Annotated in this window: 16 protein-coding genes; 4 read left to right on the forward strand and 12 right to left on the reverse strand. The window is 65.3% G+C overall.

The window, feature by feature from the left end:
* The coding region (locus A5785_RS19925) for an AMP-binding protein (protein ID WP_156528166.1) at positions 1 to 1,018 on the reverse strand (1,018 nt) is incomplete at its 3' end.
* A gap of 117 nt (positions 1,019 to 1,135) precedes the next feature.
* On the opposite strand from A5785_RS19925, the gene A5785_RS19930 reads away from it, so the two are divergent.
* Entirely contained in the window at positions 1,136 to 2,491 is a 1,356-nt protein-coding gene (locus A5785_RS19930) for a flavin monoamine oxidase family protein (RefSeq protein ID WP_064868651.1), read from the forward strand.
* 7 nt (positions 2,492 to 2,498) lie between these two features.
* On the opposite strand, the gene A5785_RS19935 is transcribed toward A5785_RS19930, so the two are convergent.
* Positions 2,499 to 3,050: a YceI family protein gene (locus A5785_RS19935; RefSeq protein WP_064868654.1), complete on the reverse strand. Its 552-nt coding sequence runs from the start codon at positions 3,048 to 3,050 to the stop codon at positions 2,499 to 2,501.
* Between the two features lie 60 nt (positions 3,051 to 3,110).
* On the opposite strand from A5785_RS19935, the gene A5785_RS19940 reads away from it, so the two are divergent.
* A complete protein-coding gene (locus A5785_RS19940) occupies positions 3,111 to 3,968 on the forward strand; it encodes a D-hexose-6-phosphate mutarotase (RefSeq protein WP_064868657.1) in 858 nt (285 codons plus the stop codon).
* 10 nt (positions 3,969 to 3,978) lie between these two features.
* Here the strand turns inward: A5785_RS19940 and A5785_RS19945 are convergent, their stop codons facing one another.
* From A5785_RS19945 to A5785_RS19965, 5 genes are all read right to left on the reverse strand, one after another.
* A complete protein-coding gene (locus tag A5785_RS19945; RefSeq protein WP_064868661.1) occupies positions 3,979 to 5,019 on the reverse strand; it encodes an NAD(P)-dependent alcohol dehydrogenase in 1,041 nt (346 codons plus the stop codon).
* A gap of 199 nt (positions 5,020 to 5,218) precedes the next feature.
* Positions 5,219 to 5,746: a hypothetical protein gene (locus A5785_RS19950; RefSeq protein ID WP_152930085.1), complete on the reverse strand. Its 528-nt coding sequence runs from the start codon at positions 5,744 to 5,746 to the stop codon at positions 5,219 to 5,221.
* 59 nt (positions 5,747 to 5,805) lie between these two features.
* Positions 5,806 to 6,390, reverse strand: coding sequence for a DUF6611 family protein (locus A5785_RS19955; RefSeq protein WP_064868807.1), 585 nt, complete (start codon positions 6,388 to 6,390; stop codon positions 5,806 to 5,808).
* Between the two features lie 228 nt (positions 6,391 to 6,618).
* The gene (locus A5785_RS19960; protein WP_064868664.1) at positions 6,619 to 6,918 is read right to left on the reverse strand and encodes a YiaA/YiaB family inner membrane protein; all 300 of its coding nucleotides are present in this window, start codon (positions 6,916 to 6,918) and stop codon (positions 6,619 to 6,621) included.
* A 91-nt stretch (positions 6,919 to 7,009) separates the two neighbouring features.
* On the reverse strand, positions 7,010 to 7,846 hold the full coding sequence (locus A5785_RS19965) for a Cof-type HAD-IIB family hydrolase (RefSeq protein ID WP_064868810.1): 837 nt from the start codon (positions 7,844 to 7,846) through the stop codon (positions 7,010 to 7,012).
* 137 nt (positions 7,847 to 7,983) lie between these two features.
* Between A5785_RS19965 and A5785_RS19970 the strand changes: the two genes are divergently transcribed.
* Positions 7,984 to 8,637 carry a hypothetical protein gene (locus A5785_RS19970; RefSeq protein WP_064868667.1) on the forward strand — a complete coding sequence of 218 codons (654 nt, stop codon included), beginning with the start codon at positions 7,984 to 7,986 and terminating at the stop codon, positions 8,635 to 8,637.
* Positions 8,638 to 8,734: 97 nt separating this feature from the next.
* Here A5785_RS19970 and A5785_RS19975 read toward each other — a convergent pair whose 3' ends face one another.
* The 5 genes from A5785_RS19975 to A5785_RS19995 form a co-directional block, all read right to left on the reverse strand.
* On the reverse strand, positions 8,735 to 9,466 hold the full coding sequence (locus A5785_RS19975) for a DUF1206 domain-containing protein (protein WP_064868670.1): 732 nt from the start codon (positions 9,464 to 9,466) through the stop codon (positions 8,735 to 8,737).
* 215 nt (positions 9,467 to 9,681) lie between these two features.
* Entirely contained in the window at positions 9,682 to 11,304 is a 1,623-nt protein-coding gene (gene mhpA, locus A5785_RS19980) for a bifunctional 3-(3-hydroxy-phenyl)propionate/3-hydroxycinnamic acid hydroxylase MhpA (protein WP_064868673.1), read from the reverse strand.
* A gap of 60 nt (positions 11,305 to 11,364) precedes the next feature.
* On the reverse strand, positions 11,365 to 13,227 hold the full coding sequence (locus A5785_RS19985; protein WP_064868676.1) for an acetoacetate--CoA ligase: 1,863 nt from the start codon (positions 13,225 to 13,227) through the stop codon (positions 11,365 to 11,367).
* Between the two features lie 82 nt (positions 13,228 to 13,309).
* The gene (locus A5785_RS19990; protein ID WP_064868680.1) at positions 13,310 to 14,233 is read right to left on the reverse strand and encodes a VOC family protein; all 924 of its coding nucleotides are present in this window, start codon (positions 14,231 to 14,233) and stop codon (positions 13,310 to 13,312) included.
* A 21-nt stretch (positions 14,234 to 14,254) separates the two neighbouring features.
* Positions 14,255 to 15,118 carry a fumarylacetoacetate hydrolase family protein gene (locus A5785_RS19995; RefSeq protein WP_049699474.1) on the reverse strand — a complete coding sequence of 288 codons (864 nt, stop codon included), beginning with the start codon at positions 15,116 to 15,118 and terminating at the stop codon, positions 14,255 to 14,257.
* Between the two features lie 177 nt (positions 15,119 to 15,295).
* Between A5785_RS19995 and A5785_RS20000 the strand changes: the two genes are divergently transcribed.
* The gene (locus A5785_RS20000) at positions 15,296 to 15,997 is read left to right on the forward strand and encodes a GntR family transcriptional regulator (protein WP_064868683.1); all 702 of its coding nucleotides are present in this window, start codon (positions 15,296 to 15,298) and stop codon (positions 15,995 to 15,997) included.
* Positions 15,998 to 16,001: the final 4 nt, after the last annotated feature.

The raw sequence follows: 16,001 nt of genomic DNA on the forward strand, positions 1-16,001 counted from the left end.
CGACGAGCGAATCCATCCCGAGCTTTGCACGTAGCTTCGACAGCACCAGCTTGTCGGCGATCGCTGCGGCGACGGTGTCGCGCAGGCCCAGTCGCCGTCCGCCGACCGTCGCCGCAGCCTTCTTCTTGCCTGCAGCGAGAGCCCACGTGGCCAGTGCGCCTTTGATTCCCGGCTCGGCGTCGAGCGTCGTCTCGATGCTGCCCTTGATCTTGTACCAGAGCATCGGAACGGCGACGAAGAACGTCGGGCGGACCTGACCAAGCGTCCCGACGAGTTGTTTGGTGTCGGGGAGGTCGGTGACCGTGATGCCGAAGTACATGGGTGCGTACTGGCAGATCCACCGGTTGATGAGGTGTGCGTCGGGCAGGTACGAGATGACGCGGCCGTCGGAGAGGTCGCCGACCACGTCGGTGATCACCTCGAGTTGGTAGAGCAGGTTGGCGTGCGTGAGCTCTACGCCCTTTGGGTTGCCGGTGGTGCCGCTCGTGTAGATCAGCGTGAGCACGTCCGAGCGTTCGACCTGCTCATACGTGGCGTCGAAATCGAAGTCAGCTGGTGCGGGCGCGGCGATGAGTTCGGCGAGTGTCGTGACGCCCGCGGTTCCGTCCGGCGCGTCGACGACCACGACGGCGGCGGAGCCGTCACCCGCCTCGACGATCCTCTCGAGGAACTGTGCCTCGGTGATGACGACCGACGGCTCCGCGTTGTGGAAGAGGTAGGCGATCTGCGGGGCGGCGTTGGTGTTGTAGACCGAGAAGGTCACAACGCCGAGGTGCATCGCCGCGGCGTCGACAATGTGGAACTCGGGTCGGTTGGTGAGCATGATGCCGACGGTGTCGCCGCGTGTGACCCCGAGTGCGGCGAGGCCTGCAGCCACCTCGCGCACCCGTTGCCCGTACTGCGCCCAGGTCAATGACGTCGTGCCGTCAGCGGTGCGGATGGCCACCCGATCCGCATGGTCGACCACACGCCGCTGGAAGTGCGTGCACAAGGTGTCTGGTTTCGGGGTACCGGTCATCGTCGTCCTCACTCTATTGGCGTCGCGCCAACAATCATCGAGGCTCGTTGGCGGGATGTCAATAACTCGGTCGACGCTGCGGTGGCCCCACCTCTCGTCGCGGTGTAGACCGATCTCATGGAGACCTCACGGGCCGGATCGCCACTCGACTACGACACCGTCGTTGTCGGGGCGGGAATCGCGGGCTTGACCGCCGCCCGACTACTCGCCCGCGCCGGCCAGCGGGTCACTGTTCTCGAAGCGCGTGACCGGATCGGCGGACGCGTGCACAGCGACCGATCGGGTGGCACGGTGACCGATCGTGGCGCCTCGTGGATTCACGGGATCAACGACGCCCCGCTGCACACCGTCACCGAGGCCTTCGGCATGCGCACCGTCGAATTCACGGTTGGTAGTTACCAACCCGACAGTCGGCCGATCGCCTACTACGACCCTGACGGCAGACGACTCGACGACGACGCCGTTGCCGCCTTCGCTGCCGACGTGCATGCCTTCGACGACGCGCTGTCGAAGTTCGTCGCAACGATCGGCGCCGGGGTGTCATACGGCGAGGCGACGGAAACGACGCTCACCGCGCTCGATTGGGATGACGCACGAGCACAACGTGTTCGAGAGTTCGCTCGCCATCGCACCGAAGAACAGTACGGCGTGTGGATCGACGAGCTCGATGCCCACGGACTCGACGACGACGAGACGGATGGCGACGAAGTCGTGTTTCCCGACGGCTACGACCAGCTGGCCACCCACCTGGCAGACGGGCTCTCGGTGACACTCAATCGTTCTGTCGCCCACATCCATTGGGATGAGAACGGCGTCACCGTGATCGATGCCGCGGGCGATGAGACGTCGGCCGCACGGGTCGTCGTGACCGTATCGGTCGGAGTTCTCAAATCCGACGCCCTGACCTTTGACCCGCCGCTACCGGAACCCGTTGCCGGAGCGCTGGATCGGCTGGAGATGAATGCGTTCGAGAAGGTGTTCCTGCGATTCGAATCGAAGTTCTGGGATGACGGGGTCTACGCAATTCGTCGACAGGGACCGGCCGCCCAGTGGTGGCACTCCTGGTACGACCTCTCTGCACTTCACGGCGAGCCGACGCTACTCACCTTCGCCGCCGGCCCCTGCGCTCGCGCGGTTCGCGAGTGGAGCGACGAGGACATCGCGGCATCGGTCCTCGAATCGCTGCGCGAAATCTACGGCGACGCTGTCCCCGAGCCGACTCGCATCGACGTAACCCGTTGGCAGGATGACCCTTTCGCGCATGGTTCCTACGCATACATGACCGTCGGCTCGACGACAGCCGACCACGACGTGCTGGCGACACCGCTGGGCGGGGGCGTCGTGCATCTGGCGGGCGAGGCCACGTGGACCGACGACCCGGCAACGGTCACCGCTGCGCTCGAGTCGGGACGCAGAGCGGCGTCGAACATTCTCGGGCGCGACGTGCAGGTCGCCGAACTGTGGTCGCGCTGAATAACTTTCAGTGATCTGACGGCAGCTCGACGCTGATGGTCACGCGCACCTCGTCGTCGACCTTGAGCGCCCCCATCATCATCGAGTACGGCTTCAGCCCGAAGTCGCGGTGGGAAACTGTGGTTTCGATTGTGGCGGTGCGCTTCCCGTCCGCATCGGCAACCTCGACGTCGAGGGGATGCTGACGTTGCTTGCCGTTGATCGAGAGCGTCCCGTCTATGCGATAGCCGGCCTCGATGGTCGTGATCGACGCGGCGTCGTAGGTGATCGTCGGCGACTTCGACGCGTTGAGCGACTTGAGCGCATTGCTTCTGGCAAGCGACTTTTCCGGCCCGGTCAGCGGCGTGACCCCGCCCTCACCGGAGACGACGGTCAGCGAGTCGACGTCGATCGAGGCGGACACGTCGGACGGCACGCCGTCGCTGAGGGTGACCGTCGCCGACCACTGCTGCATCTCGATGGTCAAGCGGTGGCCTGTTCGCGATGCCGGGCCGGTCACACCGGTGTGAAGGGTCAGCGTCCCGTTGGCCGGGCCGAATTGCCATGACTCCTGCGCCATTGCGCCTCCTCGAGTGTCGACGACCACCCTAGGCGCTTCTGCTGTGTCAAGGTTGTCGATGTGACTGCATCGGAAAGCCAGGGAGTCGTGCTCGGGACAGCATTCGGATTCGACGCGTGGCTCGTGACGACGCCGCACGCCACCGCGGCGATCTCGATCTTCGGTGGGCAGGTGCTCTCCTACCGGCCGACCGGAGCCGACGACGTGCTGTGGGTATCGCCGCTGGCCGCGACGCCGCCGACGCCCATCCGTGGTGGCATTCCCGTCTGCTGGCCGTACTTCGGGAAGGAGAACCAGACCGGTGACGTGCCCTCGCACGGTTACGCGCGCACCGCGACGTGGCAGGTCGTGGACACCGAGGTTCTTGCTGACGACGTGACGCAGGTGCGGTTGGCACCGCAGGGACTCGAGCAGCTCACGCTGCGCCTGGAGCTGATCGTGCGCGTCGGCACGACGCTGGAAATCGGTGTGCGCACCACGAACCTCGCCGACGAGCTCGCGGTGCTCACCGAGGCGCTGCACAACTACCTGCGTGTCTCGGATGCCACCGACGTCCACGTGGAGGGACTCTCGGGTAAGTCGTACGAGGACAAGTTCGACGACCTGAAGGTCAAGACCCAGGAGGGCGACTGGCGACTGCCTGACGACGTGCCGCGCAGCGATCGGCTCTACCCCGATGCGGGTGAAACCTACCGGCTGGTCGACCCTGGTCTTGGCCGGACCATCCGCGTGACCGGCGATCGCGCGCGCACCGCCGTCGTGTGGAACCCGGGGCCCGACGTCGCCTCCGGGATGGCCGACGTCGGGCCGCACTGGCGCGAGTTCGTGTGCGTCGAGACGGCCAACGCCGGTCCGGATCTCCTCACCGTCGCTGCGGGCGCGACCGTCGAGATGTGGCAGACGATCGCTCTGGAGTGAGGCTCAGGCTTTACGGAACGACGACCGCTCGTCCGCGCAGGTCGTTGGCCGCGAGCTTGCGGTACGCAGCGACGCCGTCGTCGAGGCTGAACCGCTCCACCGCGACGTCGAGGACGCCGTCGCGCGCGAGGTCGAGGACCTCGATCAGCTCCGCACGGGCGCCCCAGTAGGGCGTGCGGACCGACACCTCGTAGGGCTGTGACCAGAAGCCAACGGTCGCCGCAGCCTTGCCGTCGCCGAGTCCCACGATCGTGACGTCGCCCATCGTGCCGACGACACCCATCGCCGTGTTGATCGTCGGCTGATATCCGACGAAGTCGAAAACGGCTGTCGCGCCGTCTTTTCCGGTGATCTTGCGGACGTTCTCGACGGCGTCGGCGTCGCTGAGCACTGTCTCGTGCGCACCGACCTGCTTGGCGAAATCGAGCTTCTCCTGCGTGACGTCGAGTGCGATGACCCGCGCCGGGGTGAGGTGCCGCAGCATCTGGATAGCGACGTGCCCCAGGCCGCCCGAGCCGATCACGACGGCGGTTGTGCCGCCGAGAAGCTTGCTCAATGACGGCTTGATCGCGTGGTAGGGCGTAAGGCCGGCGTCGGTGAGCGGAACCGTGGTGACGGGATCGAGGTCACCGATGGGGACGAGGTGCCGCGGGTCGTCGACGACGACGTACTCGGCCATCGCGCCGTCGTGTCCGAGTCCGGGCGGCGTGATCTGCAGGTCGGCGGCCCGCGAGCAGTAGTTCTCGAGGCCCTGCGAACAGAAGTGGCAGACTCCGCATCCCCACGGGCCGTAGATGGCGACCGCCGTGCCCTCGCTGACCGTCGAAACACCCTGTCCCAGTTCGGCGATCACGCCGACGCCCTCGTGGCCGAGCGTCATCGGGAGCGGATACGGGAATGCGCCTTCCGGCGCGTTCAACACGAAGTCGTCGGAGTGGCACGCGCCCGCCGCGGTGACCTTGACGAGCACCTGCCCCGGACCCGGCGTGGGCTTCGGAACGTCGCGGAGCTCGGGTTCGGCTCCGGCTTTGACCATCTGGACGGCCTTCATCGGTGAACTGCCTTTCGGATCGGCGTACTCCCCTCCCTGATCTCAGGTTTACTCTCCCATCAAGAACTGTGCTTATGAGGGGTGCCGACCCGGCTCGTGGGGTCCGCAGCGGGTGCGAGCACTCCCAGCGGACTCGCTGCCAGCCGAGCCCGATCGCGGGCAGTCGAGCTCATCGACCACCGACTGCGCAACCACGTTGTCACTGCCACGGCCGTGGCTCCGCACGATGCTCGGCGTGGCCACACCACGACGTCACCGCATTGGCGATGTAGTCGCATGATGCCCTGTTCGAGAACAACTTCGACGTGATCGACGGCGCAGGGAGTCCGCCGTTCATCGTCAGGTGATACCAGCTGTCGGCACACACCTGGCCGAACCAGTGCTTGAAGATGACCGGTTCCGTCGGCTCGATTCCCGGGGTGCAGACGACCAGGACGCGGTCGACGTCGGTGTCGAGCACGAGGTCGGTCAGTGAGGAGACCACGACGTTGCGCAGCGCTCGCGTTGGGCGTGCCAGCGTGTCCAGTCCGAAGCGCGATGTCGATCTCTTGATCGAACCCCCGTCGACGAGGATCAGTCCGATCCGTGCTTCGGGCGACGGCTCGGCGTCGACGCGCACTCCCATGTCGCCCAGCGCCGCGGCGATATCGGGATTGATCGGCCCGAACGTGCGGACGGCGACATGGTGACGCGAGACCCGCGCGGCACGTTCCATCGCGATGGTCATGAGATCTCCTCCTGGTCTGCGGTACAGCGTGATGTGGGATGAGTTTCGGATCGCCCGGGTCATCGGCGTACCATTCGCGGGAGTCGACGGCGCCGCTGCGGAATGGAGTCGTAGACGCGCTGCCAGATGAGCTCGTGCTCAACAGGATCGATCACGCCTCGCTCCAATCGACGGTCAGCGGAACGTAGTTCGGCGAGGGTATCGGCGATCGACTTGGGAGTCGGCATCCCTGCGGGGAGGTCGTATCCGGGAATGGTGGTGAGGTCGACGGTGCGTACGGCACCCGGCAGAGTTCCTGCGGTACGTCGCGCGGCCACACCCGAAACGACGAGCACGGCGGTGGCCGTCGCGAGAACCGTCGTACCCGACGCGCCGATGGAACTGAGACCGACGGCCACGGCCAGCCACGCGACGAGGCCCCAGACCGGCCACCCGCGCCACAGGCGCAGACGTCGACGCTGCATCGAGCTGATCCCGGGCGGGAAGACAACCAGGCGGTAGCGGCACACGCCGTAACGGCCCGCGCCTGCACTGAACGATCCCCACACCGCAGGCCCCTCGGCGAGCCGGTCGATGATCGCGGAACCCGTTGTTTCCGTGCCCAATCGCCCCGTACCCAATCCTTCGGAGCCGTGTGAACTCATCGTCGTCATTCCGATAGTGCTACGCCGCGCGCTCGACGTCGGGAAGAGTCTTGACGGGTCTTTGACGAGACTTTGACGCGGCGTCGAACAGCCTTGACGAGTTGCTGACAGTCGGGGTGCTTGCAGTCGAATTGCAGGCGGCGCGCATGAGACCGCCCCGGAGTCGAGTGACGCCGGGGCGGTCGGGGGGATTGTTGACGGGTGGGTTGCTGACGGGTGGAGTGCGGATTATCCGGCGACCCGGTTGAAGGGGTCGTGTTCGGCGATGAGCTTGTCGACGCGGGCTTCGTCGATGCGGGCACGGACCGTTGTGAGTTCTTGGCGGTCACGGACGACCTTGGCGAGCGTGAAGGTGCTGGAGGTGAGGAACAACAGCGTGATGGCGAGGAATCCGCGCTGCCAGGGGTCGATCGGGAGGTAGAGGATGCCGACACACGCGGTGGCGAGGCTGACGGCGAAGGCGATGGCTGCTTGGAGGAAGAAGGCTGCGGTGGTTGCGGTCTGGGGAACTTCGTTGGAGGAAGACATGCGTCAACGGTGTCAGCGGCGGCAGGCGCGGCGGATGCGTAGGACTACGCGGTTCCCCTGAGTGTTCTGGGCGACTGAGTTTTCCGGGCGGTCAGGAGCCGGCCGCGTCGAGTGCGGCGCGGATCGTCCGCACCACCCCGTTGTCGGTGTTCGACGGCGCGACGTACCGCGCGGCGTCGAGGATACTTCGGTGCGCGTTGGCAACCGCGTACGACCAGTCGGCGGTGCCGAGCATCCCGAGGTCGTTGAGGTAGTCCCCGAAGACCATCGTCTGCGCCGGGCTGATTCCGAGCCGACGCTGCACCGCCCGAACGGCTTGCGACTTGTCGACGCCGCTCGTCATCACATCGAGCCAATGTTGCCCGGACACAACGACTTCGGCGTCGATCGGCAGTGCTGAAATCGCCGGGGCGGTGGTGTCCTCGATTCCGTCGAAGTCGTAGACCGCCACCTTGACCAGTTCGGCGTCGATGGCGGCGAGGTCGTCGACGATTCTGTTCGCGTAATAGTAGGGGCGGATCTGTTCGAGGAACCGCTCATCGGAACGCTCGACGTACGCGACCTCCGGGCTGCACAGCACGACGCCGATGTCGGCGCCGTCGGACTGCAGCGACCGTGCGCGGGCGAGGACCGCGGCGGCGCTGCTCGCGGCGAGCGGTTGTGTCCGCAGGATCTCGTTCTGTCGCGCCACCACCGCACCGTTCTCGGCGATCACGACGAGCCCGGGCACTGCTTCACCGAACTGGTGCAGCAGGGTCGCTGCCTGGCGTCCGCTCGCGGGACTGAACACGATGTCGCGGCTGGTCAGCTCGTCGAGCAGCGGCCAGAGGTCGTCGGGGATGTGCTTGGCGTCGTCGAGCAGAGTGCCGTCGAGGTCGGTGACGACGAGGCGCAGGTCAGCGGGTACGGGCGGAATCGTGGTGGACATCGTGGTCCATTGTGGCAGTTCGGTGTCGCAGTCAGGTTTCGCAGTCAGGTGTCGCAAACCCGGCCGGAACATTCTCCGGGTCCGGCCGCATCCAATCGGTACTTGCTTACGAGAAGCCACCCGAGAGGACCCCAGACGTGAAGACCACCCCGCCCCACACAACAGCCATCCGACGCACCATTCTTGCCCTGCTCGCAGGTATCGCGGCACTCCTCGCCACCGCCGGGGTCGCGGCAACCGCCCACGCCGATACCGGTGGGCGTTACCCGTCAGCGCCGATGCGCGGCGTCGACGGCGGTGCGGGCCCGGTCAAGGGCAGCAACTTCAGCCCGTCGGATCGTCCGTACGTCATCTCCAACGACTTCGCAGGCATCGAGTACACCTTCGGCATTCCCGGCGACTGGTCGTGCGGCGCAGGATCGTCAGTTGTCTCGGCCAACGGCGAAGCAACATGTTTCGAGGAGGGCACCACGAAGACGACCGCGGCCGGAGGCTTGGTCGCCTACCAGAAGTGCGCGGAGTCGCGGTGCACCACAACCGACGTCAAGCGCGCCACCTCGCAGCTGCGTGTCGACCGTGAAGCGTGGCGAGCTGTCGACGAAACCACCTGGTACGCAGAGCAATCCGGCACCCTCAACGGCGTTCGCAAGGTCCGCGTCGCAGTTGCCCACGTGTTCCACACCGCAGACGGCGAGCACGGCGTCGCCTTCGCCCAGTTCGACGGTCCGCCGTCCAAGCGCGGCGAACTCCTCAAGATCATCAACAGCATTCGCGCCAACACTCCGCGATAGCACCGCCGACGCCGAGCCCCGGCCTCCCCTGCGGGAGGTCGGGGCTGGGCCATGACATACGCGCGTACCGCAAGTCACATGCGCGCGTACCGCCCAGCTACATGCGCGCGTACCGCGCCATGACGAAGCAGTAGATGCCATACGCCGCAAGGCCTATCGCCGCCAGCACGAGGAAGAACTGCCCGGCAGGCCATCCCGCAACGGTTTTCACCGCACCATCGACGCCAGTGGCTTTCGACGGGTCGGCCGTGATCGCCGCGACGATCACCAGAACTCCCGCTCCGACAAGGACAAGGCCTTTCGCCGTATAACCCACGATGCCAGTGGCATTCACGACAGGATTGCTGTCGATGGTCAGATCGTCGAAGAACGACCTCGTGACGCCCTTGTAGATGTGGTAGGCGCCAACAGCAATGATGACGATGCCTGCTACGACGAGCACGAACTTCCCGAAGCCCGAGCCCATCAATTTCGCGCTCATGCCGGCGTTCTGCTGGCCACTCGACTGCCCGTGCCCCATCGCGAATTGTGCTGCCGTCCAGGCGAATGCGAAATAGACGACAGCGAGCGCACCCGCCTTGGCGCGATCGAGCCAGCCGTCATCGTCGTCGGCCTTCGGATTGGCCGGGTGCGGACCGATGATGACTTCGGCGATACGCCACAGAGCCATCGCCACGAAGGCGATCACCGCGAGCCACAAGGCAATTCGACCGCCGGTTGACGACGCAAAGATTCCGAGCGCCCCCGACTGGTCTGCATTGCCCGCATCGCCGAACGCCAGCCTCAGCACGATGTACGCGATCAGCAGGTGCAGCAGACCGCTCACCACATGCCCGCCGCGCGCAAGCGCCTCAAACCAACCTGAATCCGTCGCTTCTTGGACGGCCTGCTTACCCGTATGTGTAGGGATGGTGATCGCCGCCCGTCAGTAGTTCAGTCGATTCGCGAGTCAGCCGACCCGCATCCACGAGGAATCCTAACGTGTCGACCGAGGCGGTTTGCACCGCACGGCAAAACCGGCAAAGTACGCGGCAGACGAAGGGCTCATAGCTCCGACAGCAAACCGACCGTCGAACCCAACTGATCACGAAGAGCGTCGACGACGAGTCCGATCTCGTCTCCGCTGCGCGCGACTCCGAAGAGGTAGTGGTCGGGTCGGACGAGCGCTGCGACGTGACCGGTCTCCGTCATGTGCGGTAGGTATGTTCCGTCGAGATCGACTGCGTCGTCATCGGATTCGACGTCGGCTTCTGTCGCGACGAACCGCACGAACTTCGCGCCGAGCCTGTCGAGAAGCGCGCGCTGGTCGTCGGTGAGGAGTTCGCGCGCATTGATCGTCGAGGCGAGGACGAAACCGATTCCGACGACGTCGTCGAGCAGTCCGGTGGCACCGCGGTAGGTCAGGCGGCCCTGCGGTGAGAGGTTGCCTGCTCCAGGTCCGGGCGTTCCGTCCGGCAGCCGGTACAGCAGGCCGTCGGTCAGCGTCGCCGGTGGTAGCGGCGGCAGGATCTTGTCGGGGTCGCCGCCCTGGCTGAGCATGAAGGTGTCGCGTTCGGCAACCGCGGCCGGGTCGGTGACGCAGATGACCTTGCCCAACTCGATGGAGAGGTCGATCGCGTGACGGACGTGTCGCGAGCGTTCGACGCCGTAGGTGTCGAGAAGCGCGTCGTCGGCGAGTCCGCGCAGGACGAGGTCGAGCTTGAAGCTGAGGTTCGCGGCGTCGCGGATGCCGGAGCACATGCCCTGCCCTGCGAAGGGAGGCATCTGATGGGCCGCATCGCCGGCGAGAAGCATTCGCCCGGAGCGCCATTCGTCTGCCCAGCGCGCCTGGAAGGTGTAGACGGCGTGTCGCTCGAGGGTGGAGTTGCCGCGGTTCAGACCCCACGGCGTGAGCAACTCCCACGCCGTTTCCTCGGTGTTGAGGTCCTCAATGGTCTCGCCGGGCATGCGCATGAACTCCCAACGACGACGACCGGGACCGCCCGATACCGCGGTTGTCGGTCGCGCTGGATCGCAGATCTGGAGATTGATCGGATTCCACTCGCGCTCGTCGTGGGGTAGGACGTCGACGATCAGCCAGTCGAAGAAGAAGCCGAGATCGGTCATCTGCGTCGGCATGTGTGCGCGCACAAAGCTATTGGCACCATCGCAGCCGATCACGTAGGAGGCGGTGAATTTGGCCAGTTTGAGGGTCGGTCCGTGGGCGGTGACAACCACCGAGTCGTCGGATTGCGTCAGCTCGACGGCCTCGTGCCCGCGTCGAATGGTGATGTTCTCCGACGCCTCTGCCGCTGCGACGAGTTCAGCCTCGAGCGACGGCTGGTTGAACATCGAGGCGCGTGGCCATCCCGACTCACCCGTGCCGCTCCAGTCGAAGCACAGCAGGGTGTTGCGGTCGGCGTTCTGCCACTCGTAGGTATCGGCCGCCTCGGAGAACTCGCCGAGGCGGTCCCGGAGTCCTGCGCGTGCAAGTAGGCGCGCGATCTCGTCGTCGTAGTGGACAGCACGAGGCTGTGCGTACGGTGCTGGCCAACGTTCCAGAACGGTTACCTGCCAACCATATTGGGCCAGGTACAGCGCCGTGGTGAGTCCCACCGGACCTGCTCCGACGATGAGGACGTCGCTTGTTCGTCCGACGTGGTTCCGCTCTGAACTGTTGTCTGACATTTCATTTCCTTGCTACTGAAACTGTCGTGGTTTATGTGGGCTTGCTGAGGTGGGCTTGGATCACCAGGTGTGCTGATCGCCGACTCGCTGGTACCAGGCCAGAAGGTCGGGGTTGTCGACGGACTTGGCGTCGATGCTGACCTGCCGTCCGGCGAGCATCGCGGTCACCGGAACCTCGAGCTTCTTTCCGGTGCGGGTGTGTGGGATGCCGGGAGCTTCGATCACCTCGTCGGGAACATGCCGTGGCGACAACCGAACTCGCACCGAGTCGCGGATGGTTGTCACCAACTCGTCGGTCAGGCTTACACCCGGCATCAGTGTGAGGAACATGGGCATCCAGTACGTCGCGTTCGGTCCGTCGACGCCGACGACCATCGCCTCGGCGACGTCGGGGATGGCTTCGACCACCTCGTAGATGTCGGCCGACCCCATACGAATACCGTTGCGGTTCAACGTCGCGTCGCTGCGTCCGTGGATGATGACCGAGCCGCGGTCGGTGACCTCGAGCCAGTCTCCGTGCCGCCACGCGTTTGGGGCGACGCCATCTGCCCACTCGTGGTCAAAGTAGGCGGCTCGATACTTTGCGTCGTCGGGGTCGTTCCAGAAGGAGATCGGCATCGACGGCATGGGCTCGGTGATGACCATCTCGCCGACCTCGCCGATCAGGGGCGTGCGGTCGGGAGCCCACGATTCGAGAGCGCATCCGAGGTAGCGCACCGTCAACTCGCCGGGTACGTACGGCACCGATGGCGTGCCACCGCAGAACGCGCTGCACACGTCGGTACCGCCGGAGGTCGAGCTCACGGGCAGGCCGGCGGCCACGTGCTCGTCGACCCAGGTGAACAGGTCGGGGGCCAGTGGTGATCCCGTGCTGCCGATCGCGCGGAGCGATAAGTCGTGATCACGCCCCGGCTCGAGTCCGGCCTTGCGCGACGCCTGAAGTTGCCCGGGACTGGTACCGAAGAACGTGACCTGGTTGTCGTCGCAGATCTGCCAGAGCCTATCGGCGTTGGGCGCCAACGGATGTCCGGAGAACGTGACGATCGTAGCTCCCATAAGAAGGCCAGCGCCCTGGAAGTTCCACATCATCCACGAGAGTGCGGTGTGCCAGAAGAACACGTCACTCGGACCGATCTCGTTGTGCAGTCCCAGTACTTTGACGTGCTCGACGACGATGCCCCCGTGTCCGTGCACGATCCCCTTGGGCTTTCCCGTTGTGCCCGAACTGAACAGCACCCACAGCGGGTGATCGAACGGCACTTGCACCGGTGCCAGCGCGGGAGTGTCATTGGTGGGTTCGGGTAGCTCCGTGATCACGTGGCTAAACGGAATATCAAGCAACCCAGCCAGTTCGGCAGTGTCGGCGCGCTTATCCACCTGCTTGTCACCGAAGTGGTATCCGTCGCTCGCAAACAGAACCTTGGGCTTCAACTGTGCCAGGCGACTTGCCGCGCCCTCGGGTGCGTAGTCCTGACCGCAGCCCGACCAGATCGCGCCGAGCGATGCGGTGGCCAGAAACGCGATCACCGCGACCGGTTCGTCGGGAAGGTAGGCGGCAACGGTATCGCCGACGCCAACGCCGTTCTCCCGCAGTAGTTCTGCCGTTGCAGAGACCCGCGCCGGAAGCTCCGACCAGGGGATGGCCACCCGATTGCCGTCGTCGGACACTCCGACGATGGCGTCTCCTGGCAACGACGACCACCGCATCACCCGGTCGACATAGTTCAGGTGCACTTCCGGAAACCATTGCGCACCAGGCATCGTGCGGGAAGCCAACACGGGTCCCGTGCGCTCGCCGAGGTCGAAGAAGTCCCACACCGCACCCCAGAACCGGTCTGGCTCGTCGACGGAGAATCGGTGCAGGGCGTCGTAGTCGCCGGGGGCGACACCAACGGTCTTGGCGAACCGGTCGATGGTGAACATGTGCGGATTTCCTTCTCGGATCAGTCTTCTCGGCCGGCGCTTCTTCTTTCGGCTCAGCGCCGTGAACGCAGTGGTAGAGCGCCTACTCGGAGCTGTGGGAGCCGGTCATCAGGGCGGCGAGGTCTTCTGGCATGAGGAACGACGGCGGTGGCGGCGGACCCCAGTTGAACAGGCTTCTGGCGCCCTCCCACACGCCTGGCTTCCAGAGCGCGTCGTCGACGATGCAGTCGATGTCGGAGTAGTACTCGGAGAAGTTCCCTGCCGGGTCTTTCAAATACCAGAAGAAGTTCGACCCGATGTGGTGGCGGCCGAGTCCCCAGACGTGGCGTTCCGGATTGCCTTCGAGCATTGCCATTGCGCCACGGCCGATTTCGTCGATGTCGTCGACCTGCCACGAGGTATGATGCAAGAAGTTCAGCGGCGCCTGCTGGACGAGCACGTTGTGGTGGTCTGTCGAGCATCGCATGAATGCGGCCATCGAGGGCACGGTGTCGCTGATCTTGAAGCCGAGGCCGTCGGTGAAGAACTTCTGGGTGGCTGCCTGATCGGTGGACCCGATGACGACGTGTCCGAGCTTGTGCGGGACCACCTGGCCCTGCCGCTCGATTCCGGGTGCGCGACTGTCGGGTCGGTCGACACGGCCGGGACCGTTGTAGGGCGTCGGGTCGACGATCTTCTGCTCGATGCGCGGCGCGATGGACACGACGGCCCTGAACCCGGCGATGGGCTCGGTTGCGGTGAGTGAGCCGTCGGACCGCTCGGTGTCCAGACTCAGCGCGTCGAGTTGCCGTTGAACGCGGTCGAGGTCGTCGGGATCGTCGACGCCAACACCGATTTCGACGAGTCGACGCTGCGTCGAATGTGTGAGACGGAACTGTTCGCCGCCGTCCGAGGTGGCAAAGGCGTTGTCGCCCAGCGGGGTGAGGCCGAACTCGGTGTAGTACGCCGCGGCGGCGTCGACGTCCGGGACGCCGATCGTAATGGTGGTCAGTCTGTGCAGAGGCATGTGCTTTCCTTTCTCCGCTGGCTACGCGAACGCCGTCGTGTGTCGCTTGCCGGGGACGCATTTCTGGCGCAGCTCCCCGATTCCCTCTATGCGCGTGACGATTTCCTCGCCTACGCGAAGGAACCGTTTCGGGCTGCGTCCACCGCCGACGCCGCTGGGCGTTCCGGTGAAGATCAGGTCGCCGGGCAGGAGCGGCAGAACCGCCGAGAGTCGTTCGATCAGAACGGGAATCGAGAAGATCAGTTCACTCGTTCGACCGTGCTGCATCGTCTCTCCGTCGACGGTGCAACTGATCTCGAGGTCGGCGGGATCGGCGAACTCGTCGAGTGTGACCACGGCCGGGCCGATCGGCGAGAAGCCGGGGAATGACTTGCCGAGGCTGAACTGCGGTGCCGGAGGGACCAATTGGCGGGTCCGTTCGGAAAAGTCTTGTCCGACGGTGAGTCCGGCGACGTGGTCCCACGCGTTCTCCGCAGACACATCGCGTGCGGCGCGACCGATGACGACGACCAGTTCGGCTTCCCAGTCGACGGTGTCGGTGGGCAACTCCAGGTCGCCGACCGGGCCGGCCAGCGAGGTGCGGAACTTGGTGAAGACGGGTGGTTCGGCGGGGAAGTCCAGCCCGGATTCGACGGCGTGGTCTCGATAGTTGAGGCCGATCGCGAAGATCTGCGCGGGCTCGGGCACCGGCGCCCCCAGATCGGCGTCGTCATATGACGTGCCTGCCGGCAGGTCGGCACTTCGAGCCCACGCCACGAACTCGTCCCACTTCGCGTAGACGGCCGTCGGGTCGGCGCCGAACTGTCCTGCGCTGGCCTTCTCGACGTCGACCGCACCCGTATCGGTGAGCAGCGCCAACCGCCCGCCGAGATTGCTGATTCTCATTCGCTTCGTCCTTAGTCAGGTCTCGTGTACTGCAGCCCACGCCATTCTTGGTTTCAAACGTGAGCTGGCTCACTAGCTCGATGCCAGTATGCAGGCATCTCCGTCGGCAAAGCAAGTAAAAAAAGATATTCATGCCGAACATCGGCTGAGTGTCGGTTTGTCGGATACCCTCGGTTCATGACCCTGAGTCCCGAGAAGGCGACGCTCGCCGCGACAGTCCACGACAGACTTCGCGACGAGTTGCTGCGCGGCGACCTGCCGCCGGGATCGAAGGTGCACATCAGTGAGACCGCCACGCGCTATGGCGTGAGTCCGAGCGTGCTGCGCGAGGCGTTGACTCGACTTGCCGAGCGGGGGCTCGTCGTCGCGATGCCGCAGCGCGGGTTCACCGTCGCCGACCTTTCTGTCGATGCACTGCTCGATCTGACTCGTGCGCGCACCCTCATCGAGGCGATGGCGTTGCGGGAATCTATCGCCGACGGCGACCTGAACTGGGAAACCGACGTGCTGGGCGGACATCACCGACTTCAGCGCACGCCGTTGACCGATGCGGACGGAATCATCAACCCGCAGTGGTCAGTTGCCCATCGGCAATTCCATCACGCGTTGCTCGCCGGAGGAACCAGTACACGTCTCACCGCAATAGCCGACGGATTGCGGGACTGCTCGGATCTTTACATCCACTGGTCGAGGGCGCTCGCCCACGACGATCATCGCGACGCCGCCGCCGAGCACCAGCAGATCGCCGATCTGACCCTCGCCCGCGACGCCGACGGCGCCGCCGCCGCGCTCGTCGCACATATCGAGCGCACCACCGAAGCGCTTGTCGGGTACGCGAACTCGGCGTCGAAGCTTGGCGAGGGGTCGGATCGGGAGTGAATAG

This window comes from Gordonia sp. 852002-50395_SCH5434458 (assembly GCF_001665905.1).
In the GTDB taxonomy this organism is placed as follows: domain Bacteria; phylum Actinomycetota; class Actinomycetes; order Mycobacteriales; family Mycobacteriaceae; genus Gordonia; species Gordonia jacobaea.